The sequence below is a fragment of the Serratia sp. LACPHL-BACT-2024-00286 genome (assembly GCF_043109535.1).
GTDB lineage: Bacteria > Pseudomonadota > Gammaproteobacteria > Enterobacterales > Enterobacteriaceae > Serratia > Serratia sarumanii.
Genome location: NZ_JBICNA010000006.1, coordinates 53242 through 77735 on the forward strand (window position 1 = coordinate 53242; position 24494 = coordinate 77735).

Below are 24494 nucleotides of genomic sequence, written 5' to 3' on the forward strand. Positions count from 1 at the left end.
ACGATACTGAGGTGACCGATGAGCGTTTTGATTGCCCTGGCAGCACTGGGATTACTGATGCTGGCCGCCTACCGCGGCTACAGCGTGATTTTGTTCGCCCCGATCGCCGCGCTGGGCGCGGTGCTGCTGACCGATCCCGGCGCGGTGGCGCCGACCTTCACCGGGCTGTTTATGGAGAAGATGGTCGGCTTCGTGAAGCTCTACTTCCCGGTGTTCCTGCTGGGGGCGGTGTTCGGCAAGCTGATCGAGCTGTCCGGCTTCTCCCGTTCGATCGTCGCGGCGGCGATCCGCATTCTCGGCCGGCGTCACGCCATTCCGGTGATCGTGCTGGTGTGCGCGCTGCTGACCTACGGCGGGGTGTCGCTGTTCGTGGTGGCGTTCGCGGTCTATCCGTTCGCCGCCGAGCTGTTCCGCCAGAGCGGTATCCCCAAGCGGCTGATCCCGGCCACCGTGGCGCTCGGCGCCTTCTCCTTCACCATGGACGCCTTGCCGGGCACGCCGCAGATCCAAAACATCATCCCGACCAGCTTCTTCGGCACCAATGCCTGGGCCGCGCCGTGGCTGGGGCTGATCGGCTCGCTGTTCATCATCGCGGTCGGTCTGCTGTATCTTGAACGCCAGCGGCGCAAGGCGCAGCTGAAGGGAGAAGGGTACGGCTCCGATCTGCTGAACGAGCCGGAAACCCCGGACGACATCAACCTGCCGAACCCGCTGATCGCCATCCTGCCGCTGATTTTGGTCGGGGTATTCAACCTTGGCTTCACCCATTGGATCCCGCAGTGGTACGGCGCCAGCCACGAGCTGACGCTGCCGGGGCTGGCCAAGCCGATCGCCACCGACGTGGCGAAGATCACCGCCATCTGGGCGGTGGAAGCGGCGCTGGTGTCGGGTATTCTGCTGGTGGTGGTGTTCGGTTTTCGCAATATTCGCGGCCGGCTGGCGGAAGGCAGCAAGACGGCGGTCGGCGGGGCGATCCTGGCGGCGATGAACACCGCCTCCGAATACGGCTTCGGCGCGGTGATCGCCGCGCTGCCGGGCTTTTTGGTGCTGTCGCAGGCGCTGTCGGCGATCCCCAACCCGCTGCTGAACGAAGCGATCAGCGTCACCCTGTTGGCCGGCATCACCGGATCGGCCTCCGGCGGTATGAGCATCGCGCTGGCGGCGATGTCCGACAGCTTTATCGCCGCCGCCCATGCGGCACAGATTCCGCTGGAGGTGCTGCACCGGGTGGCCTCGATGGCCAGCGGCGGCATGGACACCTTGCCGCACAACGGCGCGGTGATCACCCTGCTGGCGATCACCGGCCTCAGCCACCGGCAGGCCTATGGCGGCATCTTCGCCATCACCCTGATCAAGAGCGCCGCGGTGCTGTTCGTGATCGGCGTGTTCTACCTGACCGGCATTGTTTAAAGGAGCGATACCATGAGTGTACAAGGCAAAACCGCGTTGGTGACCGGCTCGACCAGCGGCATCGGCCTCGGGATAGCGTCTGTGTTGGCCGCCGCCGGCGCGCGCGTGATCCTCAACGGCTTCGGCGACGTGGAGCAGGCACAAGCGCAGGTCGCGCGGCTGGGCGCCGCGCCGGGGTATCACGGCGCCGATCTCGGCGATGCGGCCCAGATAGCGGACATGATGCAGTATGCCGAACGTGAGTTCGGCGGCGTGGACATTCTGGTGAACAACGCCGGCATTCAGTATGTGGCGCCGCTGGATCAGTTCCCGGTGGAGAAATGGAACGCCATCCTCGCCATCAACCTGTCGGCGGTGTTCCACACCTGCCGATTGGCGCTGCCGGGGATGCGCGAACGCAACTGGGGGCGTATCATCAACGTGGCGTCGGTGCACGGGCTGGTGGCGTCGAAAGACAAGTCGGCCTATGTGGCAGCCAAGCACGGCGTGGTGGGGCTGACCAAGACGCTGGCGCTGGAGACCGCGCGCACGCCCGTCACCTGCAACGCCATTTGCCCCGGCTGGGTGCTGACGCCGCTGGTGCAACAGCAGATCGACAAGCGCATTGCCGCCGGCACCGATCCACAGCGGGCGCGCGATGAGCTGTTGGCGGAGAAGCAGCCTTCGCAAGCGTTCGTTACGCCAGAGCAGCTCGGCGAGCTGGCGCTGTTCCTGTGCAGCGATGCGGCGGCGCAGGTGCGCGGCGCCGCCTGGAACATGGACGGCGGTTGGCTGGCGCAGTAGTGAATTCTCTCTCGGAGCGTGCAATGCGCTCCGTCGTTATTTCCCGCCATGAGTTAATTCCCCTGCGTGACGGTTTACCTGCGGCAATAATATTTATTTGTTATTTGCTATCTTTATTCCCGGATAATCACGCCGGTTTATTTTGGGTGAAACGTGCGGATTGGTTTATTTTGTGCTGCGGTTATTACATTATTTTTCTCTGCGTTACAGATTAACACGTTTTTGCTGAAATTAAATCCAACCTGAAATAATGACAGGTTATGGCGTGAAATTTTATATCTTGCGTGCGCTGTTCACATCGGTTAATTATTTCTGCGTGGCTTAAGACCACCGTGTTTATAACAATAATTTTTTCGGGCAGGGGTAATAATGAGAAAAAATACAACGCCAATATTCATTGGCGGCGTCTTGCTGTCGGCGTTATCCGCCGGCGCACAGGCCGAGATCACCATTCTGGATAAAAACCCGCAGAGCAATGTGTTGCTGGCACCGCTCAGTTTAAAGGTGGGCGGCAGCATTCGCCCCGAGTGGATCTTCAATAACGGCCCGGAGCCGGGCTATGACAAAAACGGCCACGACGGCGGCACGCGTTTTCGCTTCAGCGGCGACTATGCGCTGACGCAGAACACCTCGATCATCGGCTATTACGAGTGGGGCGTCGATCTGGCGCACGCGCTCAGCTGGGACGGGCACTATAACGAAGACGGCAAGCGCGACTATCAGCGCCAGCTGTACGCCGGTTTCAAAGACGATCGTTACGGCACCCTGACCTACGGCCATCAATACGGCATCTATTATTCGGTGGTCGGCATCAAAAGCGACGTCTGGGATAACGATGGCCACGCGGGCGGCACCGGCATCGGTATTTCCGGCGACTACGACGGCGGCAATAAACCGAAAAACAGCATCAAGTACACCAATGATTTCGGGCCGGTAACGCTGTACGCCAACTATTTATTGCCGGAAGACGATCTGCACACCGCGGATAACCTGATTTATCGCCGCAAGGGCGGGGGCGGGCTGGGCTTCGATTACAAGGTGACGAAGGATTTCACCTTCAGCGCGGCCTACAGTTATACCGACGCGAAGATCAAAGACAATCTGTACAACGAAAAGGATTATCACCAGCAGCTGTCCGGCACCGCGTTGACCTGGCAGCCGAACAACTGGTACATCGTCGGCACCGCCAGCTACTACAAAGACTATGTGCCGAGCACCCGCCAGCGCACGCTGTCGCACTTCTTCGCCGGTGACGGCTACGGGTTGGAAGGCTTTGTCGGTTACACCTTCAATATCGACAAGCCGTTCCTCAAATCGATCCAGCCTTACGTGGCGGCGGACTCGCTGCGGCTGAAGGGGCACGAGGCGTATCACGCCAACCACGTTTACCTCGGCGCGGGCACCACCATCGGTTACGGTCTGTCGGTGTATGTGGAGCGCACGCTGGCCAACAGCAGCGACAACGAGCCGGACTCCACCTGGATTACGGTGTTCTACGACTTCTGATTTTCACCTGCTCCAAGCCGGCGCCTGCGCCGGCTTTTTCACATGGTAATTGCGCCGCCCAGGGTTTCTCCAGAGGCGTTGCGCTCCGCCAGGTAGCGCGCCGGCGGTTTGCCTACCGCCTTTCTGAACATGGTGACGAAGCCGCTGGCGCTCTCGTAGCCCAGATCCAGCGCCACCGTCTGCACGCTCTCGCCCTGCGTCAAGCGCTGCAGCGCCAGCATCACGTGCAGCTGGCGCCGCCAGTGGCCGAAGCTCATGCCCATCTGTTGTTGCAAGGTGCGGCTGAGGGAGCGCTCGCTCATGCCGATGCGCTGCGCCCACTGCCCGAGGGTGGATTTGTCCGCCGGGCAGCTCAGCATGCCTTCGGTCAACTGCCGGATGCGCGCGTCGTCGGATACCGGCAGGTGCAGATTTTCGATCGGCGCGGCTACCAGCTGATCCAGCAACACCGCCGTCAGGCGCCCTTCGGCGCCCTGTTCGTCGTAGAGCGGTTCGAAGGTGGTGGCCTGCAGCAGCAGCTCGCGCAGCAGCGGCGAGACCGACAGCGTGCAGCAGTTTTGCGGCAGACCGGCGGCGGCATGTTGATCGACGAACAGGCAGTAGGCCTCGGTGGAGCCGGCGCCCTGGGCGTTGTGCAACACGTTGCCCGGCATCCACAGCGCGCACTGCGGCGGCACCAGCCACAGCCCATTCTCCACTTCGCAGCGGATCATGCCGCGCACGGTGTAAATCAGCTGCGCCTTCTGGTGGCGGTGCGGCTCGATTTCCCAATCCTGCTCGAGGGTCGAACCTTGCAGGGCAAACAGCGGGCGCGGCACCTGATCGATATCCAGACAGCGGCGGGGGATCTGTACTTTCATGAGAACAATTCTCAATTTGGCGGAATTGAAAAGTATTATGTCCTGATTGCGCAATGCGGTCTAGCTCCGGTGCCGATAAAGTAAGCGCCAGCCCTAAACCATTTCCTGAGGAAACTGATTATGTCATTGGATACTGCCGATTTTCCGCTGGTATGGATGCGCCAAAACGGGCGCGATACCCAGGCCGAGCTGGCCGAATTCAGCGCGCTGCTGGCGCGCGCCGAGCCTTTTGTCCTGATGACCGACCGCAGCGTCGGCGATGAAGAACAAGAACATGACCGCGATGCCCGCACCCAGGTCGCGCTGTGGAAGCGCGATAACCGCGAGGCGCTGAAGCTGTGGGTGAAAGGCATGATCATGCTGGAGCCGGACGACGCCAAACGCGCGGCGGCGGAAGAGTTCGCCGAATACGGCGCCAAGTTCTGGGGCTATCCGGTGCTGGTGGCCGCCGATGAAGCCGCAGGCCGGGTATTGGCGCAGACGTTATTGTTAAAATAAGGGGAATACCATGCACCAGCAACAGGTGATTGAACAGCTGCTGGCCTGGATCGAGCAGAGCCTGGATCAGCCGCTGACGCTGGACGACATTGCCGCCAAGTCCGGCTACTCCAAGTGGCATTTGCAGCGGATGTTCAAGCAGCATACCGGCCATATTCTCGGCACGTACGCGCGCCGCAGAAGGCTGACCGCCGCCGCGCGCGAACTGCGCCTGACCGGCACCAGCGTGGCCTGCATCGCCGACACTTACCAGTTCGATTCGCAGCAGACCTTCACCCGTTGCTTCCGCAAGCAGTTCGGTCTGCCGCCGGCCAGCTATCGCCGCAGCCAGGATTGGTCGAGCTATGGCCTGCAGCCGCCGCTGCGGCTGACCGAAACACCGTTGCCGCAGGCCGATATCGTGACGCTGCCCGCCATGCAGCTGGTGGGCCATACCCAGCGGCGCAGCTTTACGCTGGGGCAGTTGGCGGCCTCCAAGTGCGAGCTGCGCCGCCACGCCTGGCGGCAGCTGCTGCCGCCGCAGGCGCTGCCGGAGGTGGTATACGGCCTCACCAGCCTGGAGGTCGATCGGCAACGCCGGGGTAACCCGCGCATGGCCTACACCGCTGCTTTGCCGGACGAAGGGGCGATGGGGGAGCGGGTGACTATCGAACAGGGTGAGTATGCCCGCTTCACCTATCAAGGGCAGGAGGAAGGGTTACAAAACTTTATCGTCCGATTGTATGACACCGCGATGCCGCAGATGAACGCCATCCGTCGGCCGGGGCAGGATATCGAGCTTTTCTACCCGGCGCAGGAGGGCCGCTGCCCGCTCGGCGGCGCGGCGATCCGCTGCGAATATCTGATCCCGATCCGGCGGGTAGAAGCGTTGGCCGCCGCCGGTTAGGCGGCGGTTCTCGCAAAAAATCTCCTTCGTGGCGCTTCAGGTTACAAAAAATTGCGATATTACATCGGTAATGGTTCACACTTTGATTGATGTGCACATATAATGCGCATCCGGTCAAATCCCCCCTGTTTTTCAGGCCGCAGCGCTTGGCTGCCGGCTGAAATCCATCGGGGTAAAAGTGGCCGTAGAAACCGATCCCCCTAATCGCCAGTGGCCTTGACCAACACGAAGATGAAAATGAGCATTCGCGCGTTATTAACCCTGTTTACGGCACTGGTTGCATTCAGCCAGGCTGCCTTCGCCGTCGTTTACCCGCTGCCGCCAAAAGACAGCCGTTTGGTGGGCGAAAATATCCAAATCACCGTACCGGAAGACAGCAAACTGCCGCTGGAAAGCTTCGCCGCCCAGTATCAGATGGGGCTGAGCAACATGCTGGAAGCCAACCCGGGCGTGGATCCGTTCCTGCCGAAGGCCGGCAGCACCCTGACCATCCCGCAGCAGCTGATCCTGCCGGACGCGCCGCGTGAAGGCATCATCATCAACAGCGCCGAGATGCGTCTGTACTACTACCCGAAAGGCTCCAACACCGTGGTGGTGCTGCCGATCGGTATCGGCCAGCTGGGCAAAGACACCCCGCTGAACTGGACCACCACCGTGCAGCGCAAGAAAGACGGCCCGACCTGGACGCCGACCGCCAAGATGCGCGCCGAGTACGCGGCCGACGGCGAGATCCTGCCTGCGGTGTTCCCGGCCGGCCCGGACAACCCGATGGGGCTGTATGCGCTGTATGTCGGCCGCCTGTACGCCATCCACGGCACCAACGCCAACTTCGGCATCGGCCTGCGCGTGAGCCACGGCTGTGTGCGTCTGCGCGCCGACGACATCAAGTACCTGTTCGAGAACGTGCCGGTCGGCACCCGCGTGCAGTTCATCAACGAACCGATGAAAGCCACCGTCGAACCGGACGGCTCGCGCTACGTGGAAGTGCACAACCCGCTGTCGGCCAACGAAGAGCAGCTGCAATCCAAAGATCCGGTGCCGCTGACCATCTCCGCGCCGGTCGGCAAAGTACTGATGGACGCCGGCGTCAACCAGAGCGAAGTGGACGCGGCGATCAAGGCCCGTTCCGGTATGCCGGTGAAAGTGAACTGATTGCCTTCCGGCCTCAGTGAAAATGCCAAGAAGACGCCTGCGGGCGTCTTTTTTTATGCCGGTAAAACATGCTGTTGCGTGTGCGTGCGCAATGATGCCCTCAACGTTGCACTGAAAGAAGTCATTATGCGCGTCATCATGCAAATCGGGTTTCTCATGGTGGTCGTCATCAATGTTTAAAGCGATGCTGGCGGGGAGGAATGCACTGGAAAAGTGTCTCACTAAGTGCTACGTTTTTACGGGAAGCCCATCGCAATGCGTACATTTAAAACTTGTTGGTTTAGCAGGAAAGCTCGGGCTCACGGCATCACCGATAAGGCGTTGTGTCGGGCAGTAAAAGACGTGCAACGAGGTTTGGCTGCAGATTTAGGCGGTGGCGTATTTAAAAAACGTCTTAATCATAATCGCGACCGCGCGTTGGTATTAGCGAAAAATGGTCGGCACTGGGTGTTTGTTTTTTTGTTTGCCAAGCAGGCCCAGACCAATATTACAGGGGCAGAATTACACGCTTTTCGCAAGTTAGCGATGCAGTTTGGCGCGTTGAGCGACGACCAGGTCGAGTCCCAGGTTGTGAAAAAAGAATGGGTGGAGATTTGCCATGAAGCAGGAAAAAACGTTTCGGAGTCAGGCATTTGAGGCGATTCACAGCGCCGCTGAAGGATTGCATCGTGCTGGCGCCATTTCTCTGGAAACCCTACGCAGTTTTGATGAGTCTTGCCTTGCTCCGGTCGAGATGTTGCAGCCCCAGGAGATCAAAGCGTTGCGCGAGCAGTTACGTTTAAGCCAACCGGTTTTTGCCCGTTATCTGAATACCAGCGTGTCGACCATACAGAAATGGGAGACGGGGGTGAAACGGCCGGGCGGCGTGTCGCTTAAGCTGCTTTCGATCGTACGCAAGCACGGGCTTGAGGTCTTGTTGTAGTGACCGTTTGGGCTGTCACTATTATCACATTATCCCCTCTGGCTTTGGTTCTCTGAAATGCCCGCCTCGCAATTATTCCAATAAAAACTATAGCTAATTAATAAGTTATATCTCTTCCGTTATCGCCTGCCATTGAAAAAATTCTCGCAAAAAATCCACACTGTGAAAATAAGATCACACAAGCGTAACAAAAGGTAAACAAACCCCTCCTATATTGGCTGCTTCGCTTTTGGGAGGGAGTGTCATGCGTAACTGGAACGAACCGAAAAAGAACAAAGCGCACATCGAACTGATCCCGATGATCGACGTGATGATGTTTTTATTGGTGTTTTTCGTCTTGATTAGCCTGAACGTCATTCCTGCGCTCGGGCTGAAAACGCAGCTGCCGTCCGCCGGCAGCGCGCAGCAGCTGAAACCGCAGAAGAAAGCGATCATCACGCTGGGGGCCGACGAACAGCTGCAGCTGGATGGCCAGCCGATCGCGCTCGACGCGCTGGTCAACACGCTGAAGCAACAGCAGCAGGCCAACCAGACCACCACCATCATCGTCAACAGCGACAAGGGCGTGGCGGTCGAGCGGCTGGTGGCGGTGATGGACAACCTGCGCCAGGGCGGTTTCTTCTCCGTCTCCATCGCGACACGGAAGCTGTGACATGTATCTGCTCTATCGCTCACGTCATCTTTTCAGCTGGTTGCCGGCGCTGATTGTCGCCGGTTGCCTGCTGTTCGCCAGCCAGCAGGCGGCGCTGAAGATCCAGCCGCGCTACGACGAAACCGCCATCGAACTGGCGCTGGTGGAGCCTGAACCGGCGCCTGAACCTCAACCGGAAACGCCGCCGGAGCCCCAGCCAGAACCGCCGCCGCCCGAGCCGGAGCCGATCCCCGAACCGGTAGTGCCGGCGCCGGAACCGATCGTGGAAGCCAAGCCGGTGCCGAAACCGCAGCCGAAGCCCAAACCCAAACCGGTGAAAGAGAAAGCCAAACCGGTAGAGAAGCCTAAACCGACGCCGGCGCCCGCCGCCCCGCGCGCGCTGGTCAGCAAACCGGCGGCGCAGCCCGCACCGGCCGCACCGGCCGCGCCGAAGGTGAATGCGCAGGCGATCGAAAACGGCTATCTGCTGGCCTTGCGCCGCGAGCTGGAACAGCGCAAGCGCTACCCAAGCGGGCGCCAGGCTTCGCTCGAGCGCCCGCAGGGCAACGTCGAAGTGTGGCTGGAGGTCGATCGCAGCGGGCGGGTGCTCTCTTCCGGCATCGCCAACAAAGCCGCCAGCATGCTGCTGAACCGCGCGGCGATGAGCAGCCTGCAAAGCATCAGTTCAGTAAAGCCGTTCCCGAGCGAGGCGTTCGCCGGGCAAACAACCAAAAGATTTACCGCGACGTTCAATTATCAGGCGCCTTAGCGCAAGGGTTAATCGTTTGATTTTTATGGGATGCACACAATGAAATCGTTTAATCGTTCTGGGATCTATCTGGCGGTGATGTCGGCGATGCTGCCGGGCGCCGCGCTGGCGGCCGACGCCACCGATGTCGGCACCATCAGCGTCAAGGGGCAGTCGCTCGGCGGCGGCATGATGGTGCAGGATGACAGCGCCAAGGCGCGCTCCACCGTCACCAAAGAAGCGATGGATAAAATGCCGTCGGCGGCCAACGCCATCGATAAGCTGAAATACACGCCGGGCCTGAACGTCAACAGCAACGACGCCAGCGGCCTGAGCGGCGTGGACTACACCATGCGCGGCATGAACTCGGATCAGATCGGCCTGTCGATGGACGGCATCCCGATCAACGACTCCGGCAACTACGCGGTATACCCGAACCTGCTGGGCGATGCGGAGAACCTGGAAGAGGTGTTCGTCACCCAGGGCTCCTCCGAAGCGGACGGCCCGCACATCGGCTCGAGCGGCGGCAACATCGGCCTGGTGACGCGCCGCCCGGCGAAAGACTTCGGCGGTTTCCTCAAGCAGACGCTGGGCAGCAATAATCTGAGCAAAACCTTTGCCCGCCTGGAGACCGGCGAATACAACGGTTTCAGCAACTGGATATCTTATTCGCACACCGAGGCGAAGAAGTGGCGCGGCGAAGGGCGCCTGTACTCCGACAAGTTCGAGATGAACTCGCTGTATGAAGACGGCAACGGCAACAGCAGCAATCTGGTGATGAAGTACAACCGCCAGAACAACACCAACTACAACACCCTGAGCAAGGCGCAGTTCCAAAACGATGGGCGTGGTACCGATTACGCCACCACGCCGGAGTACAACAGCAAAGGGCAGTTGAACAAGTATTACAAGATCGAACGCAACCCGTTCGAGAACTTCACGCTATCGTTCACCCAGAAACTGCAGCTGCGCGACGACCTGTCGCTGACCCTGCAGCCGTATTACTACTGGGGCAACGGCGGCAGTTTCAACGGCCAGACGGCATCGGTATTGTCCAGCACGTCGGACAGAGCCGGGCAGTATGACCTCAGCAACCTGCAGTCCAACACCTATTACCGCCCGTCGTGGACCCAAACCTGGCGGCCGGGCATCACCACCAAGCTGAAGTGGGACATCAACGAGCAGCACAGCCTGGATATCGGCTACTGGTATGAGCGTGCGCGCCAGCTGCAAACCCAGCCGTTCATCAGCATCAAGGACGACGGCAACCCGGCGCAGATTTGGGGAAAACCTGGCGGCTCCGATCAGGTGAAGGACGCCAACGGCAATACGGTGCAGGGGCGCAACCAGTACACCATCACCCCGGCGCAGAAGGTGTGGTTGCAGGATACCTGGTTCGCCACGCCGGACTGGACCTTCGTCGGCGGCCTGGCCTATCAGTATGTGGAGCGCAAAGGGGACAACCGCGGCAGCCTGTACAACGTGCCGGAGAAGCGCAAAGCCACCTATCATGAATTCCTGCCGAACTTCAGCGCCAGCTATAAGGTGAACCAGGAAAACCAGGTGTTCTACAACCTGACGCGCAACATGCGCACGCCGCCCAACTACGTGCTGTACAACGTCGGCGACTCGCTCAGCACCAAGCCTGAGCTAAGCTGGAACCACGAACTGGGCTGGCGTTTCCAGCAAGAGGACATGCTGCTGAGCGCCACGCTGTTCTACATGCGCTACAGCGATCGCCAAATCTCCACCACCAACGCGGCCGGCGACTACGAGATGATGAACATCGGTAACGTGGAGAACAAAGGGCTGGAGCTGGAGTGGAGCGGCCAGTTGCCGCATAACTTCAACTACTACACCTCGTATACCTACACCGAATCGAAGCAGAAGAACGACATCGTCAGCAACGGCGGGCTGCCGCTGCCGACCTCCGGCAAAGAGGTGCCGAACGTGCCGAAAAACCTGCTGAACATGACGCTGGGTTATGACGACGGGCTGTATTACGGCAGCGTCAGCGGCAAGTACGTCAGTGCGTTCTACGGCGATCTGACCAACGACGAGAAGATCGGCGGCCGCACGGTGTTCGATCTGGCGGCGGGGGTGCATCTGCCGGTGGACAAGAAAATCGTCAAAAGCGCCGCGCTGCGTTTTGGCATCAGCAACCTGTTTGACAAGGAATACCTGACCTCGGTGCGCACCACCACCTTCAACGCGGCGCCTTACGGCGGCGTGAGGGCCAGCACGCCGTATTACAACGTCGGCGAAGAACGCACCTTCAGCGTCTCGCTGGAAGCCACCTTTTAACTGAATGCCCCGCCGCCTGCCGGGCGCGGGGAAGAGGACCCCTGTATGGACGCCAATCTGTTGCACGACATTATTTTCTACGTGATGTACGCCGCGCTGGCGATTGCGCTGGTGATCATCATCGAACGCACGCTGTACTTCGCCTACACCCAGCGCCAGGCGCGCCGGCTGGAGCAGGCGCTGACGCCGGACGTGCGCCGCGCCGCCGATCTGCCGGACGAGCTGACCCAGCGCAACAGCCTGCCGATGACGGTGATCGCGCCGGTACTGGCGCAGAAACACCGCGCCGGCGACCGCGAGGCGATCGGCGATCTGATCGACGCCCAGTACCTGCTGAGCAAGCCGCCGATGGCGCGCGGCCTGTGGCTGCTGGAAACCGTGGTCACCGCCGCGCCGCTGCTGGGGCTGCTGGGCACGGTGATGGGGATCATCGAAACCTTCAAGGCGCTGGCCGCCTCGGGGGTGTCCGAGCCGAGCCTGGTGTCGGCCGGGATGGGCACCGCGCTGTACGCCACCGGCCTCGGCATCGCCATCGCGCTGCTGTGCCTGGTGGCCAACAACTTCCTGCAGAGCCGCATGGAGCGCATCAACGAACTGCTGAAGGTGCTGCTGATCCGCGCCGGCCAACCGGCCAGCCGCCCGGAGAGCGGCAGCGGCGAACAATGGGTTGACAGCGGGGCGCCGCGCTATGCCTAATGGCCATCCAGTACGGCGGCCGCTCGGCCGCCTTTATACGGCATTGTGGGGCGGTTGTTTGTTGATGATGAGCCAGAGCGCCGCGGCGCGTTTTGCTATTCCCGGCTATGAGCTGGTGTACACCGCACCGGTGGAAACCGCGCTGCAGGCCGACGATCTGCGCAACACCGCCGAGGTGTGGCGCGAGATGTTCGACGCGGCGAAAACCCGCATCGATCTGGGGCAGTTCTACGTGGCGAATCAGGACGGTTCGCTGCTGGACGGCGTGCTGCAGCACCTGAAGGCGGCCGGCGAACGCGGGGTGAAAATCCGCTTTTTGCTGGAAGAGAAGGGCCTTCGCATGTCTACCGCCGAGACGCTGGAACAGCTGAAGGCGATCCCCAATCTGGAGCTGCGCATCATTCCTTACCAGAAGCTGAGCGGCGGCATTCTGCACGCCAAATATCTGCTGGTGGACGGCGAGCAGGCGTTCGTCGGCAGCCAGAACTTCGACTGGCGTGCGCTGGAACACATTCACGAAACCGGGCTGCGCATCAGCGACGCTAAGGTGGTGGGGCAGATTCAGGCGATCTTCGAACAGGACTGGCAGGCGCAGGCGCTGTTGGCGCAGGATAAGCCGGTGCCGGCGCTGCCCGATTCGCCGCCGACGGCGCAGCCGCAGGGCAACTATCTGGCGGCCAGCCCGCGCGCCTACAACCCGGCGGGGGTGATTGACTCACAGGCCGAGCTGCCGCGCCTGCTGGCCGGCGCCAAGCGGCGGGTGCGGGTGCAGGTGATGGACTACGCGCCGCTGTCGTTCGGCCCGGAACGCAGCCGCCCCTTCTATGCGGTGATCGACAACGCGTTGCGCAGCGCGGCGGCGCGCGGGGTGCAGATCGAGCTGATGGTGGCCAACTGGAACACCAAAAAGCCGGATATTGCCTGGCTGAAGAGCCTGGCGCTGGTGCCGAATGTGCAGATCAAGGTGGTGACCATTCCGCCGGCCAGCAGCGGCTTCATTCCGTTCGCCCGCGTCATCCACAGCAAGCTGATGACCATCGACGATGAGATTGCCTGGGTGGGCACCAGCAACTGGACCGGCGGCTATCTGGACAACTCGCGCAATCTGGAGCTGGTGATGCACAGCGCGGCGATGAGCGGGCGGTTGGACAAGCTGTACCAACAGCTGTGGAACAGCGTCTACGCCGAACCGTTGCGGCTGGATTACGACTACCCGCCGCCCAAGCCGGGCGGCGAATCCTGATAAGCAGGGCGCGGTTCACCTCCGCGCCCTGTGTTTTTTAGCGCCGCCAGCCGGCCTTCTCCAGCGCCGTCACCAGCTGCTCGGCGCTCAACCCTTCCGCCCGGTGGCCGTTGCCGCTGACGGTATTGGCCGCCAGCAACGCATTCACGATCGCTTCTTCCACCGCTTCCGCCGCGGCGGCGAACAGCGCCGAAATATAGTCGTTGTTCACCATGCGCAGCGGCGTGGTGAAGGCGCCTTTGTTGGCGTAGTCGGCGGGCGGCAGGCCGTCGTTGCCGGTAGCGAAGGCGATGAAAATATCGCCGCTCGAATCCTCGGTGCCGCCGCCGGTGCGGGCGATGCCGATGCTGGCGCGCTGCGCCAGCCGCGCACACTGGTGCGGCAGCAGCGGCGCGTCGGTCGCCAGCGCCACCACGATGGAGCCCATGCCGGGATGCGGCAACTGCGGCGTGAACGGCGAGGGGAGATGCCCCAGGTGCCGGCCTACCGGATAACCGCCTACCAGCAGCGACTCGCGCTTGCCGTGGTTGGCCTGCACGATGGCGCCCACCGTCCAGCCGCCCTGATCGGCGGGCAAGCGGCGCGACGCGGTGCCGCTGCCGCCTTTGAATTCATGGCAGATCATGCCGCTGCCGCCGCCGACCGCGCCCTCCTGCGGCAAGCCGCCCCAGGCCGCCTGCTGCGCCTGTCGCACGTGCTCGGCCTTGACGTGAAAGCCGTTGATGTCGTTGAGCAGGCCGTCGAAGGTTTCCATCACCACCGGCATATTCCAATACACCGCGTTGTCGCCCGCGGGCAGCGTTTCACGCTCCAGCGCGATCAGCGCATCGCGCACCACGCCCACGCTGTGGGTGTTGGTGAAGGCGACCGGGCTGGTCAGCAGGCCCGCTTCGCGCACCCATTCCAGGCCGGTGGCGTCGCCGTTGCCGTTCAGCACGTGCACCCCGGCAAAGCAGGGGGCATGGCGGGCGGAACCGGGGCGCGGTTCGATCACCGTCACGCCGGTGCGCACGCTGCGTCCGTCCGCCAAATCGGCATGGATGCTGGCATGGCCGACGCGCACGCCGGGCACGTCGGTGATGGCGTTCAGCGGGCCGGGCGTGCCCTGTCCGATGATAATGCCCAGATCCTGAGCGCGCTGCGTCATGGTTATTCTCCTTCTATTGAGGGGGTGGCGAGGGGCGCCGGTTGGCGGCCGCGCAGATGGTTCAGCGCCAGCCCGAAGCCGATGATGCCGGCAATGATAATAAAGTCTTTCAGGCTGCTGGCGATCAAAATCGTCCACAGCACGTACAGGCAGCACAGCAGCGCCACCACCACCGGCAGCGGCCACAGCGGCATCAGGTACGGGTGGTGGAAGTGGCGGCGACGGCGGCTGATCAGCGCCGCCACCGCCATGATGATGTACACCAGCAGCAGCAGGATCACGGTGAACGAGGTCAGCGATTCGAGATCGGAGCAAAACGCCAGCAGCGCCGACGGCACGCCGAACAGCAGGGTGGCGATCCAGGGAGTGCCGAAGCGCGGGTGGATGATTTTCAGCGCCCGGTTAAACGCCGGCAGCCAGAAGCCGTCGCGCCCGCTGGCGAACATCATGCGGCTGAACTGCGCCACGATGGCGATGATGGCGTTGAACACCGACAGATAAATCGCGCCGCTTACCACCCGCGCGAGCGTCGGGCCGCCGAGCTGGGTGACCACATAGCCGACCGGATCGGCCTGTTTGGCCATCTCCGTCAACGACGGCGAGCCGATCAGCAGGGCGGTGAACGGCACCAGTTCCACCAGCACCACGATGGCCAGCGTCAGCATGATCGCGATCGCCATCGGCCTGCCCTGTTCGCGCATGTCTTCCGCCATGTACACCGCCGCGCCGTAGCCGTTGTAGGAGAACAGCGCGACTCCGACCATGGCGACGATCAGCGGCAGTGACACCGGCGCCAGGCTGCCCTGCGCGTCCAGCATCACCGGCGCGGTGAGGATCTCCGTGCTCTGATGCGGGTGGCTGAAGCCGAGCCAGGCGATCAGCGCCAGCACCGCCACTTCCACCACCAGAAAGGCGCCGGTCAGCAGGGCGTTGGCCTTGATGTTGAAAATGGCGCAGATGCCGCCGACCAGCACGGTGAGCATGCCGGCGGTCGAGGCGTCGAACTGGGTGCCCAGCGCGGTGTTCAGGTAGGGCACCGCGCCGGTGGCCAGCACCGCCGGCACGAACAGCGAGGCGCTGAGGATAAACAGATAGGTCTGCAACCCGCACAGGGTGCCGAACAGGCGCTTGATGATGCTGTATTCGCCGCCTGCGCTGGGGTGTGCGGCGCCGAGTTCGGCATAGCACAGCGCGATGGCGGCGGCGACGCAGGCGGCGATCAGAAACGACAGAAAGGCGCCGCTGCCGGCGTTGGCGATCGCCAGCGGGGCGATGACGAAGATCGAACTGGCCGGCGTCACGCCGGACGCGGTGATCATCACCACGTCGAGGACGCTGAGATTGCCTTTGAAGGTGTGTTCAGGGGCGGACTCTTTCATGGGATAACGACTCCATTAACGTGTGAGTGAATTATTGTTTTGCTGCACAGGCTGTACGCAGGAATCAAATGGAGCACGCGGAAAATCCCCTGCGCCTTTCAAGCCGCAGCGTTGTTGGCCGCAGATCATTCGCACCAGTCACTTACTTAAGTAAGCTCCTGGAGACGAATGACTTTGCCGCCTGGCTGCAACTTGAAATTCGTTGGGGATAAGTTTGTTATTTTTATCCCGACGGGAAGCTGAAGCTGGCTCGCCGGGCATCGCCGGAGGACGGCCAGCGCTGGGTCACGGTCTTGCGTTTGGTGTAGAACCTGACGGCGTCCCGGCCGTAGGCGTGCAGATCGCCGAACAGCGAGCGCTTCCAGCCGCCGAACGAGTGGTAGGCCACCGGCACCGGCAGCGCCACGTTGATCCCCACCATGCCGACCTGAATGCGGCTGGAGAAGTAGCGCGCCGCCTCGCCGTCGCGGGTGAACAGACAGGTGCCGTTGCCGTATTCGTGGGCGTCGATCAAGGCCATCGCCTCCGGCAGCGACGCCGCGCGCACCACGCCGAGCACCGGGCCGAAGATCTCCTCCTGATAGATGCGCATGCCGGGCGTCACGCGATCGAACAGCGTCGGGCCGAGGAAATAGCCCTGGCTGGGGCGGCCGTCCGCGCCGGTCACGCTCAGTTCGCGGCCGTCCACCAGCAGCTCGGCGCCTTCGGCCACGCCCTGATCGATATAGCCTTTTACCTTCTGATAATGCTGTTGGGTCACCAGCGGCCCCATGTCGTTGCGGTTGTCGCTGCCGGGGCCGACGCGCATGGCGGCCATCTGTTGCCGCAGCCCGGCGATCAGCGCTTCGGCGGTGCCGTCGCCCACCGCCACCACCAGCGGGATGGCCATGCAACGCTGGCCGCAGGAGCCGAAGGCGGCCCCCATCAGCGCGCCGACCGCGCCGGGGATATCGGCGTCCGGCAGCACCACCGCGTGGTTCTTGGCGCCGCCCAGCGCCTGCACCCGTTTGTTCTGCCCACAGCCGGTGTGATAGATGTGTTCCGCCACCGGCGTCGAACCGACGAAGCTGATCGCTTTGACGCGCCCGTCATGCAGCAGCGTCTCCACCGCTTCGCGATCGCCGTTGACCACGTTGAGCACCCCCGGCGGCAGCCCGGCCTCCGTCGCCAGCCTCGCGATATACAGCGCGGCAGAAGGCACGCGCTCGGAAGGCTTCAGCACGAAAGTGTTGCCGCAGGCGACCGCCATCGGCCACATCCACAGCGGCACCATCGCCGGGAAGTTGAACGGCGTGATGCCCGCCACCACCCCCAGCGGTTGAAACTCGCTCCAGCTGTCGATGCCCGGGCCGGCCTCTTTGCTGTGTTCGCCCTTCAGCAGTTCCGGCACATAGCCGGCGTATTCGATATTCTCGATGCCGCGCTGCAGTTCGCCCAGGGCGTCGCTGAGCACCTTGCCGTGCTCGGCGGTGATCAGTTGGCAGATGGCGTCGGCGTGCTGCTCCAGCAGATCCTTGAGCTTCATCATGATGCGCGCGCGCTTCAGCGGCGGGGTGTCGCGCCAGGCGGGATAGGCCTGTTCGGCGGCGGCGATGGCGCGCTCCACCGTGGCGCGGTCGGCCAGCTGCACCTCCTGCGCAGACTGGCCGGTGGCCGGGTCGTAAACCGGCTGGCTGCGTTCGCCGCCGGCGGCGTGCTCGCCGTTGATCCAATGGGTAATGGTCATGGTTCTCTCCTTATTCGGTGGCGTTGAGGGCGTCGCCGACGGCGTTGATCAGCGCATCGACCTGCGCTTCGCTGCTGATGAACGGCGGCGCCAGCTGCAGGGTGTCGCCGCCGTAGCGCACGTAAAATCCGCTTTCCCAGCAGCGCATCGCCGCCTCGAAGGGGCGCCGCGCCGGTTCGCCCGGCCGCGCCGCCAGCGTAATGCCGGCCGCCAGGCCGATGTTGCGAATGTCGGCGACGTGTTTGGCTCCCTGCAGGCTGTGCACCGCGCGCTCGAAGTAGGGCGCCAGCGCCTGTACGCGCTCCACCATCTGTTCGCGCTGCAGGATGTCCAGCGTCGCCAGCGCGACCGCGCAGCTGACCGGGTGGGCGGAGTAGGTGTAGCCGTGCGGGAATTCGAGCTGGTAGTCCGGCTCGCCGCCGTTCATGAAGGTTTGGTAGATCTCCGGCCGCACCACCACTGCGCCCATCGGCTGCGCGCCGTTGGTCACCTGTTTGGCGATGTTCATGATGTCCGGCGTGACGCCGAACGCCTCGGCGCCGGTCATCGCGCCGCAGCGGCCGAAGGCGGTGATCACTTCGTCGAAGATCAGCAGGATGTCATGCTGGGTGCAGATTTCGCGCAGGCGCTGCAGGTAGCCGACCGGCGGCACGATCACCCCGGCGGAGCCGGAGAAGGGTTCGACGATCACCGCGGCGATCGTTGAGGCGTCGCGCAGCGCGATGATGCGGTTGAGCTCTTCCGCCAGCTCCGCCCCCTGTTGCGGCATGCCGCGCGAAAAGGCGTTGCCGGCCAGCAAGGTGTGCGGCAGGTGGTCCGCCTCGGCGCCGGCGCCGAACGTCTTGCGGTTGCCGGCGATGCCGCCGACCGAGATACCGCCGAAGTTAACGCCGTGATAGCCCTTTTCCCGGCCGATAAAGCAGGTTTTGCCCGCCTGGCCTTTGGCGCGCCAGTACGCGCGCGCCATTTTCAGCGAGGTGTCCGCCGCTTCCGAGCCGGAGCCGGTGAAGAACACGTAATCCAGCCCTGCCGGCGTCAGTGCCTTGATCTTGTTGGCCAGTTCGAACGACAGCGGGTGGCCGAACTGAAACGCCGGCGAGTAATCCAGCGTCGCCAGCTGGCGCTGGGCGGCATCGGTGATTTCCTGCCGGCCGTGCCCCAATCCGCAGCACCATAATCCGGACAGGCCGTCGAAAATCTTTCTGCCGTCATGGCTGGTGTAATACGCCCCCGCGGCCTGAGTAATGATGCGCGGCTGCGCTTTAAAATTACGGTTGCCGGTAAAAGGCATCCAATGGGCCTCTAACCCTTCGGCATCGAGACTATTTAGCGGGTGATTTTCAGCGGCCATGTTTTCCTCCGAACAGGAAAATAAGAGCGATTAATGAAATAAACCGAGTTGTTAACGAATTGTTGTGCGAAATTGACTATGTACCGCTTGTTCTCTACTGTGAATAATCATATGTCGAAACTTACTTAAGGTTTTATGCAAGTAAAAAAGCGTGCGCTGTTAGGGCAATTGTCGGATATGGATCTGCGTTTGCTGCGGGTATTCAAGGCCGTGGTCGACTGCGGCGGCATGAGCGCCGCCGAACTGGAGCTGAACATCAGCCTGTCGACCATCAGCAAGCACATCAAGGATCTGGAACAGCGGCTGGGTCTGACGCTGTGTCAGCGCGGGCGCGAGGGCTTTGCGGTCACCGACGAGGGGCTGTTGATCTACCAGGAAACGGTCAACCTGCTGGCGGCCACCGAGGCGTTCCGGCGCGGGGTGGACGAGGTACACCAGCGCCTGGGCGGGCAGCTGCACGTGGCGATATTCGACCATACGGTCAGCAATCCGCAGGCGCAGATCGGCCGAGCCATCGCGTTATTCAGCGAGCGCGCGCCGGAGGTTTCTTTGCAAATGTACGTGGAGCCGATTAATACCATTGAACGCGGCGTAATTGACGGGCAATTTCAGGTTGGCGTTATTCCCATGCACCGCAGCGCGGAAAGTTTATCTTATCATTCGTTATTCAGTGAGAGGATGTTCTTATATTGCGGCGCGCAGCATGAATTATTTTCCGCCCCCCATGAAACATTAAATTGGGATCTGCTGCACAATTATGCCTTCGCGGGATTAGGCTACCATTCGCCGAATATGGAACTGAGCCTGCAGCAACATTTGCATCGCAAGGCGACGGGGTTCGCGCAGGAGTCGATCGCCACGCTGATCCTCTCCGGCAAATACGTCGGCTTTTTGCCGGATCACTACGCGGCGTTTTTCGTGGCGCAGAACCTGATGCGGGCGATCAAACCGGCGCTGTTCCGCTATCACTGCGAATACTCCAGCGTGCTGCGCCGCTCGCCGGTGCCGCAGCGGGTGGTGAAGCTGTTCCATGAGTGCCTGCTGGCGGCCCACGGAACAGCGTGACGCTTACTGCTCTTTCTTCTTGCCGAAGATTTTGATCAGCGCGCCGACCAGGATGCCGACCGCGATGCCGGCGAAGATCCAGCCGATGATGCCCATTTCCTTAACTCCTGCTAGTGCGTTGATCTGATTATACCCGTCATACTTGAAACTGCATCTGTGTTGGCTGCGAGTGCGTACGCCAGTCACTGACTTGAGTAAGCTCCTGGCGAGCCGCCTCTTGCCGCCGGGATGCCGCTCCAACTATTTAGAGTAGAAATAGTCATTCGACGCGAAATGCCTCTTCGATCATCCGTTGCCGCTGCGCCGGCGCATAGTCGATCCAGGAATTCTTGCTGTTGGATTTGTCCAGCGCCACCGCCAGTTCCTGGCCGGAAATCGGCAAATCGTCCTGCCAGAACGGCGCGATGGCGTGGCGGGTGATGAAATCGGTCAGGTAGCTCTCCGGGCTGCCCTGCCAGTGCGGATACAGGCGCGCGGCCAGCTCGGCCATCAGCGCGCGTTGCTGCGGCTGTTCGCTGCTTTCCAGCAGGGCGAGGAACGGCAGCAGCAGGCGGCCACAGACCTGGCCGTGGTGGTAGTCGCGCAGCGCGCCGATCTCGCCGGCGATGCCGTGGATCACCCCCAGCCCGGCGGCGCTCAGCGTCAGCCCCCCGAGGTAGGAAGCCTGCATAATCGCTTCGCGCGCCGCATCGCTGCGGTTGAGCGCCGGCCAGGCCGCAAGGAAGTGGCGGATGCCGCTCAGCGACATGTCGCGCGTCATGGCGCCGGCGGTTTTCGACAGATAGGCCTCGAACAGGTGGGTGAAGGCGTCGATGGCGCAGTAGGCCAGTACCTTGTCCGGCGCGCCCGCCAGCAGCTGCGGATCGAGAATGGCGGTGTGCGGCACGAAGTTATTGTGGCGCAGCGAGGCCTTCACTTTGCTGACCTGAGTGTCGGTGATCACTGCGTTCTGCGTCACCTCGCTGCCGGTGCCGGCGGTGGTGGGAATGGCGATCAGCGGCAGGGTGGCGCCGCTGATTTTGCTGTCGCCCACCTTTTCCATATAGCGCAGCGTCGGCAGCGGATGCTCCACCAGCGCGGAGAACGCCTTGGCGGCGTCCAGCACGCTGCCGCCGCCGATGGCCACCACGCGCCGCGCCTGGCCGCGCCAGCGCGCCACCCAGGCGTCAATTTCCTGCGGTGACGCCTCGTGGCTGACGATCTCGGTGCCGATGAACAGTGGCGCCAGCGATTCGCGCAGGCCGGCGTACACCGGGCCGTTGAGAAAAGATCGGCAGCTGAACAGCAGCGTTGGCTGCGGATCGGCAAGCAGCAGCGGCGGCAGTTGCCGGATGCTGCCGTGGCCGAACCAGGTCTGGCGGTTGGCGATGATGTGGCTGACGGACATGAGGTCTCCTTGACGGCGTTGCAGGGCGCGATGCCACAGCATAAGCCAGCGGGCGCAGAGCGGCCACCGCTTTCCCCGCTGCGGCAACTTGTGAGTTGTTTAACATGTAAACGATCGCGTTCTTGCATTTCGGCGCGCCTGATGCTTTTTTTAACAGTACCGGCCGTCATGCGGCCAACCCCATCCGAAATCGGTAGATTGTTAATGTATTAATAATGGCGAGGCGGGTATGGATATTCAGGTTGAACGCTTGTCTGCGGTGATCGATGCGGTGGCCAGCCCGCGCTTTTATCCCAGCCTGTTGAACTGGCTGGAAGGGTTTTTCGCCTTCGACAACGCCATCGTTTATGCCTTCGAACGCGGCCGGCCGCCGCGCTGCCTGATCAAAACCGAGCGGGAAAACAGCGATGCGGTCAACCAGATCTACCAACAGGGCGCCTATCTGCAGGATCCGTTTTACCGTGCGCTGAACGACGGCGGCGCAGGCGAGGTACTCACGCTGCGCCAGCTGGCGCCCTGCGGGTTTTATCACAGCGACTATTACCGTAATTTTTATCGCAAGACCGGCTGGCACGACGAGGCCGGCGTGCTGCTGCAGCTGACGCCGGAGCGCGGGCTGGGGGTGTTCTTCGGCTCGGCGCGCCGCACGGTGGCGGTGCGCTACCCGCAGCGGGCGGATCTGCGCAGCGCGCTGACGCTGGTGAAAAGCGTGGCGCGGCTGCACGGCGAAGTGGTGGCGGCGCCGGCCGAGGCCGACACGGGGAACGACGATGGCGCGCAGGCGCGTTATCTGCTGACGCCGCGCGAGCGCGAGATTGTCGATCTGATCCTCGCCGGCTGCGGTTCGCAGCAGATTGCCGACCGGCTGTTCATCAGCCTCGGCACGGTAAAAAATCACCGCAAGAACATCTACGGCAAGCTGAACATCGGCTCGCAGGCCGAACTGTTCAGCCTGTTGCTGACCGCCCCGCAGCGTCGCAGCGCGTGAATGTTAATTTTTTGTAGCGAATGTCCCTAAGGGGATATAGCGGACGATCCCACGGCTCCCGATAATCCGATGTCATGGCATAGGCAATCGGGAGTGCGGCAGTGAACAACGAAATCGAGTCCTTAACCTACTACGCGGCGACCAAAAAATACGATCTGCGCTTCCCGACGCTGGAAGAGGATCTGGACGTCGACGTGGTGATCATCGGCGGCGGCTTCTCCGGCATCAACACTGCGCTGGAGCTGGCGGAGAAGGGCATCACCAACATCGCCATTCTCGAAGGCCGCTATCTGGGTTACGGCGGCACCGGGCGCAACGGCGGCCAGGTGATGGCCGGCATCGGCCACGATCTGGAGAAGATCAAGCGCCACGTTGGCCCGGCCGGACTGGAAACCATCTTCAAAATCAGCAACCTCGGCGCCGGCATTATCCGCGAGCGCATCAAGAAATATGATATCGACGCCGACTTCTGCTTCGGCTACGGCTACCTCGGCAGCAACGCGCGCCAGGAGAAGACCCTGCGCGGCTGGCTGAAGGAGTTCAGGGCGGTAGCGCCGCAGGAGGAAATTGAGCTCTATACCGGGGCGGAGGTGAAGCAGGTGGTGGGCTCCGACGCTTACAGCTGCGCGCTGAAACACATGGGCGGCGGCCACGTGCATTCGCTCAACCTGCTGCTGGGCGAAGCCAAGGCGCTGAGCGGCTACGGGGTGAAAATCTTCGAGAACAGCAGCGTGCTCAACGTGGAGTACGGGCCGCGCATCACGGTGCGCACCGCCATGGGCTCGGTGCGCGCCAACAAGATGCTGTGGGCCTGCAACGGCTTCCTCAACGGCATGGAGCCGCAGATTTATCGCAAGACCATCAATACCTACGCCTTCCAGCTGGCCACCGAGCCGCTGTCTGACGATCTGATCCGCCAGATCAGCCCGATCCGCGGCGCCTACAGCGATATCCGCCCGGTGATCGACTATTACCGGGTGACCAACGAAAACCGGCTGCTGTTCGGCAGCGCCACCCGCCTGATCGAATACTTCCCGTCGGATCTCAAGGCCTGGAACCGCAACCTGATGCTGAAAGTGTTCCCGTACCTGAAAGACGTGAAGATCGATCTGGCCTGGGGCGGCCCGCTGTGCTGCAGCGCCAACCTGTTCCCGCAGATCGGCACGCTGCCGGATCGCGACAACGTGTTTTACGTGCAGGGCTACTCCGGCTTTGGCGTGACGCCGAGCCACATCGTGTGCAAGGTGCTGGCGGAAGGCATGAGCGAAGGATCCGATCGCTACGATCTGATGAGCTCGATCCCGCACGTCAACATCTTCGGCAAGGACAAGCTGCGGCGGGTGATGACCACCGCCGGTAAGGTTTGGCACCAGACATCCGGCTACTGGAAAGGCCGCCGTTAACCCTCAGAGGAGAATGACATGAAACCGTTACTGCTTAAACAACCGCTGCCGGAACTGCTGGAGATCGGCAGCGTCAGCAACCTGGGCGCCACGGTGATCGCCGGCACGCCGACCGTCGGCGTGGCCAGCATCTTCGGCGAGCCGACCGACAACCTGAACTGCGGCGTGTTCAGCTGCACCCGCGGCAGCTTCGTGATGGAGTATCCGTTCGCCGAGCACGCCACGGTGTGGGAAGGCAGCGCGACCCTGACCAACGAACGCACCGGCGAATCGATGCAGTATCAGGCCGGCGATTCCTGGTTCGTCGAGAAAGGCACCCCGGTGCGCTGGGACATCACCTCGGATCGCTTCGTCAAACACTACCTCGCCATCGTCGAGGGCTGACGCCGTCATGCCCCCCTCGGCCCGC

Annotated in this window: 23 protein-coding genes; 17 read left to right on the forward strand and 6 right to left on the reverse strand. The window is 62.2% G+C overall.

The genetic code is table 11. The annotated features are described in order from the left end of the window. The first annotated feature begins 18 nt into the window (after positions 1 to 18). The 3 genes from ACF8MC_RS18290 (at position 19) to ACF8MC_RS18300 (ending at position 3699) form a co-directional block, all read left to right on the forward strand. The gene (locus ACF8MC_RS18290; RefSeq protein WP_089186807.1) at positions 19 to 1410 is read left to right on the forward strand and encodes a GntP family permease; all 1392 of its coding nucleotides are present in this window, start codon (positions 19 to 21) and stop codon (positions 1408 to 1410) included. Positions 1411 to 1422: 12 nt separating this feature from the next. Next, positions 1423 to 2193 (forward strand): 3-hydroxybutyrate dehydrogenase, encoded by a 771-nt coding sequence (locus tag ACF8MC_RS18295; RefSeq protein WP_060422146.1) that lies wholly within the window; start codon positions 1423 to 1425, stop codon positions 2191 to 2193. A gap of 369 nt (positions 2194 to 2562) precedes the next feature. Beyond that, a complete protein-coding gene (locus ACF8MC_RS18300; protein ID WP_164105653.1) occupies positions 2563 to 3699 on the forward strand; it encodes a porin in 1137 nt (378 codons plus the stop codon). A gap of 38 nt (positions 3700 to 3737) precedes the next feature. On the opposite strand, the gene ACF8MC_RS18305 is transcribed toward ACF8MC_RS18300, so the two are convergent. Then, on the reverse strand, positions 3738 to 4559 hold the full coding sequence (locus ACF8MC_RS18305; protein WP_164105655.1) for a helix-turn-helix transcriptional regulator: 822 nt from the start codon (positions 4557 to 4559) through the stop codon (positions 3738 to 3740). A gap of 120 nt (positions 4560 to 4679) precedes the next feature. On the opposite strand from ACF8MC_RS18305, the gene ACF8MC_RS18310 reads away from it, so the two are divergent. The 10 genes from ACF8MC_RS18310 (at position 4680) to ACF8MC_RS18355 (ending at position 13639) form a co-directional block, all read left to right on the forward strand. Then, positions 4680 to 5057, forward strand: coding sequence for a hypothetical protein (locus ACF8MC_RS18310; protein ID WP_049202336.1), 378 nt, complete (start codon positions 4680 to 4682; stop codon positions 5055 to 5057). A 10-nt stretch (positions 5058 to 5067) separates the two neighbouring features. Further along, positions 5068 to 5943 (forward strand): helix-turn-helix domain-containing protein, encoded by an 876-nt coding sequence (locus ACF8MC_RS18315; protein WP_033648560.1) that lies wholly within the window; start codon positions 5068 to 5070, stop codon positions 5941 to 5943. A gap of 231 nt (positions 5944 to 6174) precedes the next feature. Then, on the forward strand, positions 6175 to 7095 hold the full coding sequence (locus tag ACF8MC_RS18320; protein WP_025305160.1) for a L,D-transpeptidase family protein: 921 nt from the start codon (positions 6175 to 6177) through the stop codon (positions 7093 to 7095). A gap of 255 nt (positions 7096 to 7350) precedes the next feature. Continuing rightward, positions 7351 to 7731 (forward strand): type II toxin-antitoxin system RelE/ParE family toxin, encoded by a 381-nt coding sequence (locus ACF8MC_RS18325; RefSeq protein WP_164105660.1) that lies wholly within the window; start codon positions 7351 to 7353, stop codon positions 7729 to 7731. Beyond that, the gene (locus tag ACF8MC_RS18330) at positions 7694 to 8017 is read left to right on the forward strand and encodes a DNA-binding transcriptional regulator (RefSeq protein ID WP_047569482.1); all 324 of its coding nucleotides are present in this window, start codon (positions 7694 to 7696) and stop codon (positions 8015 to 8017) included. Before ACF8MC_RS18325 ends, ACF8MC_RS18330 begins: the two co-directional genes overlap by 38 nt. Positions 8018 to 8261: 244 nt before the next feature. Continuing rightward, positions 8262 to 8669 carry a biopolymer transporter ExbD gene (locus ACF8MC_RS18335; protein ID WP_004933244.1) on the forward strand — a complete coding sequence of 136 codons (408 nt, stop codon included), beginning with the start codon at positions 8262 to 8264 and terminating at the stop codon, positions 8667 to 8669. A gap of 1 nt (position 8670) precedes the next feature. Beyond that, positions 8671 to 9417: an energy transducer TonB gene (locus ACF8MC_RS18340; RefSeq protein WP_033636946.1), complete on the forward strand. Its 747-nt coding sequence runs from the start codon at positions 8671 to 8673 to the stop codon at positions 9415 to 9417. 39 nt (positions 9418 to 9456) lie between these two features. Further along, the gene (locus ACF8MC_RS18345; RefSeq protein ID WP_033636947.1) at positions 9457 to 11700 is read left to right on the forward strand and encodes a TonB-dependent receptor; all 2244 of its coding nucleotides are present in this window, start codon (positions 9457 to 9459) and stop codon (positions 11698 to 11700) included. A gap of 45 nt (positions 11701 to 11745) precedes the next feature. Further along, positions 11746 to 12396 carry a MotA/TolQ/ExbB proton channel family protein gene (locus tag ACF8MC_RS18350; RefSeq protein ID WP_033636949.1) on the forward strand — a complete coding sequence of 217 codons (651 nt, stop codon included), beginning with the start codon at positions 11746 to 11748 and terminating at the stop codon, positions 12394 to 12396. Continuing rightward, on the forward strand, positions 12389 to 13639 hold the full coding sequence (locus tag ACF8MC_RS18355) for a phospholipase D-like domain-containing protein (RefSeq protein ID WP_164105662.1): 1251 nt from the start codon (positions 12389 to 12391) through the stop codon (positions 13637 to 13639). The genes ACF8MC_RS18350 and ACF8MC_RS18355 overlap by 8 nt, the downstream gene beginning before the upstream one ends. A 37-nt stretch (positions 13640 to 13676) precedes the next feature. On the opposite strand, the gene ACF8MC_RS18360 is transcribed toward ACF8MC_RS18355, so the two are convergent. The 4 genes from ACF8MC_RS18360 to ACF8MC_RS18375 form a co-directional block, all read right to left on the reverse strand. After that, the gene (locus tag ACF8MC_RS18360; RefSeq protein ID WP_164105664.1) at positions 13677 to 14786 is read right to left on the reverse strand and encodes a P1 family peptidase; all 1110 of its coding nucleotides are present in this window, start codon (positions 14784 to 14786) and stop codon (positions 13677 to 13679) included. Between the two features lie 2 nt (positions 14787 to 14788). Further along, the gene (locus tag ACF8MC_RS18365; RefSeq protein ID WP_164105667.1) at positions 14789 to 16165 is read right to left on the reverse strand and encodes an APC family permease; all 1377 of its coding nucleotides are present in this window, start codon (positions 16163 to 16165) and stop codon (positions 14789 to 14791) included. Between the two features lie 223 nt (positions 16166 to 16388). Further along, entirely contained in the window at positions 16389 to 17891 is a 1503-nt protein-coding gene (locus ACF8MC_RS18370; RefSeq protein WP_164105669.1) for a CoA-acylating methylmalonate-semialdehyde dehydrogenase, read from the reverse strand. Positions 17892 to 17901: 10 nt separating this feature from the next. After that, on the reverse strand, positions 17902 to 19242 hold the full coding sequence (locus ACF8MC_RS18375) for an aspartate aminotransferase family protein (RefSeq protein WP_043148194.1): 1341 nt from the start codon (positions 19240 to 19242) through the stop codon (positions 17902 to 17904). Positions 19243 to 19377: 135 nt separating this feature from the next. On the opposite strand from ACF8MC_RS18375, the gene ACF8MC_RS18380 reads away from it, so the two are divergent. Beyond that, positions 19378 to 20307: a LysR family transcriptional regulator gene (locus ACF8MC_RS18380; RefSeq protein ID WP_033648549.1), complete on the forward strand. Its 930-nt coding sequence runs from the start codon at positions 19378 to 19380 to the stop codon at positions 20305 to 20307. 259 nt (positions 20308 to 20566) lie between these two features. Here the strand turns inward: ACF8MC_RS18380 and ACF8MC_RS18385 are convergent, their stop codons facing one another. Then, entirely contained in the window at positions 20567 to 21694 is a 1128-nt protein-coding gene (locus ACF8MC_RS18385) for an iron-containing alcohol dehydrogenase (protein WP_060438132.1), read from the reverse strand. A 229-nt stretch (positions 21695 to 21923) separates the two neighbouring features. Between ACF8MC_RS18385 and ACF8MC_RS18390 the strand changes: the two genes are divergently transcribed. The 3 genes from ACF8MC_RS18390 to ACF8MC_RS18400 all read left to right on the forward strand — a co-directional run bounded on the left by ACF8MC_RS18390 (position 21924) and on the right by ACF8MC_RS18400 (position 24469). Further along, positions 21924 to 22682 carry a helix-turn-helix transcriptional regulator gene (locus ACF8MC_RS18390; protein ID WP_039567527.1) on the forward strand — a complete coding sequence of 253 codons (759 nt, stop codon included), beginning with the start codon at positions 21924 to 21926 and terminating at the stop codon, positions 22680 to 22682. A 101-nt stretch (positions 22683 to 22783) separates the two neighbouring features. Further along, entirely contained in the window at positions 22784 to 24085 is a 1302-nt protein-coding gene (locus tag ACF8MC_RS18395) for an FAD-binding oxidoreductase (RefSeq protein ID WP_049194537.1), read from the forward strand. Between the two features lie 18 nt (positions 24086 to 24103). Further along, positions 24104 to 24469 (forward strand): cupin domain-containing protein, encoded by a 366-nt coding sequence (locus ACF8MC_RS18400; protein WP_103774085.1) that lies wholly within the window; start codon positions 24104 to 24106, stop codon positions 24467 to 24469. Positions 24470 to 24494: the final 25 nt, after the last annotated feature.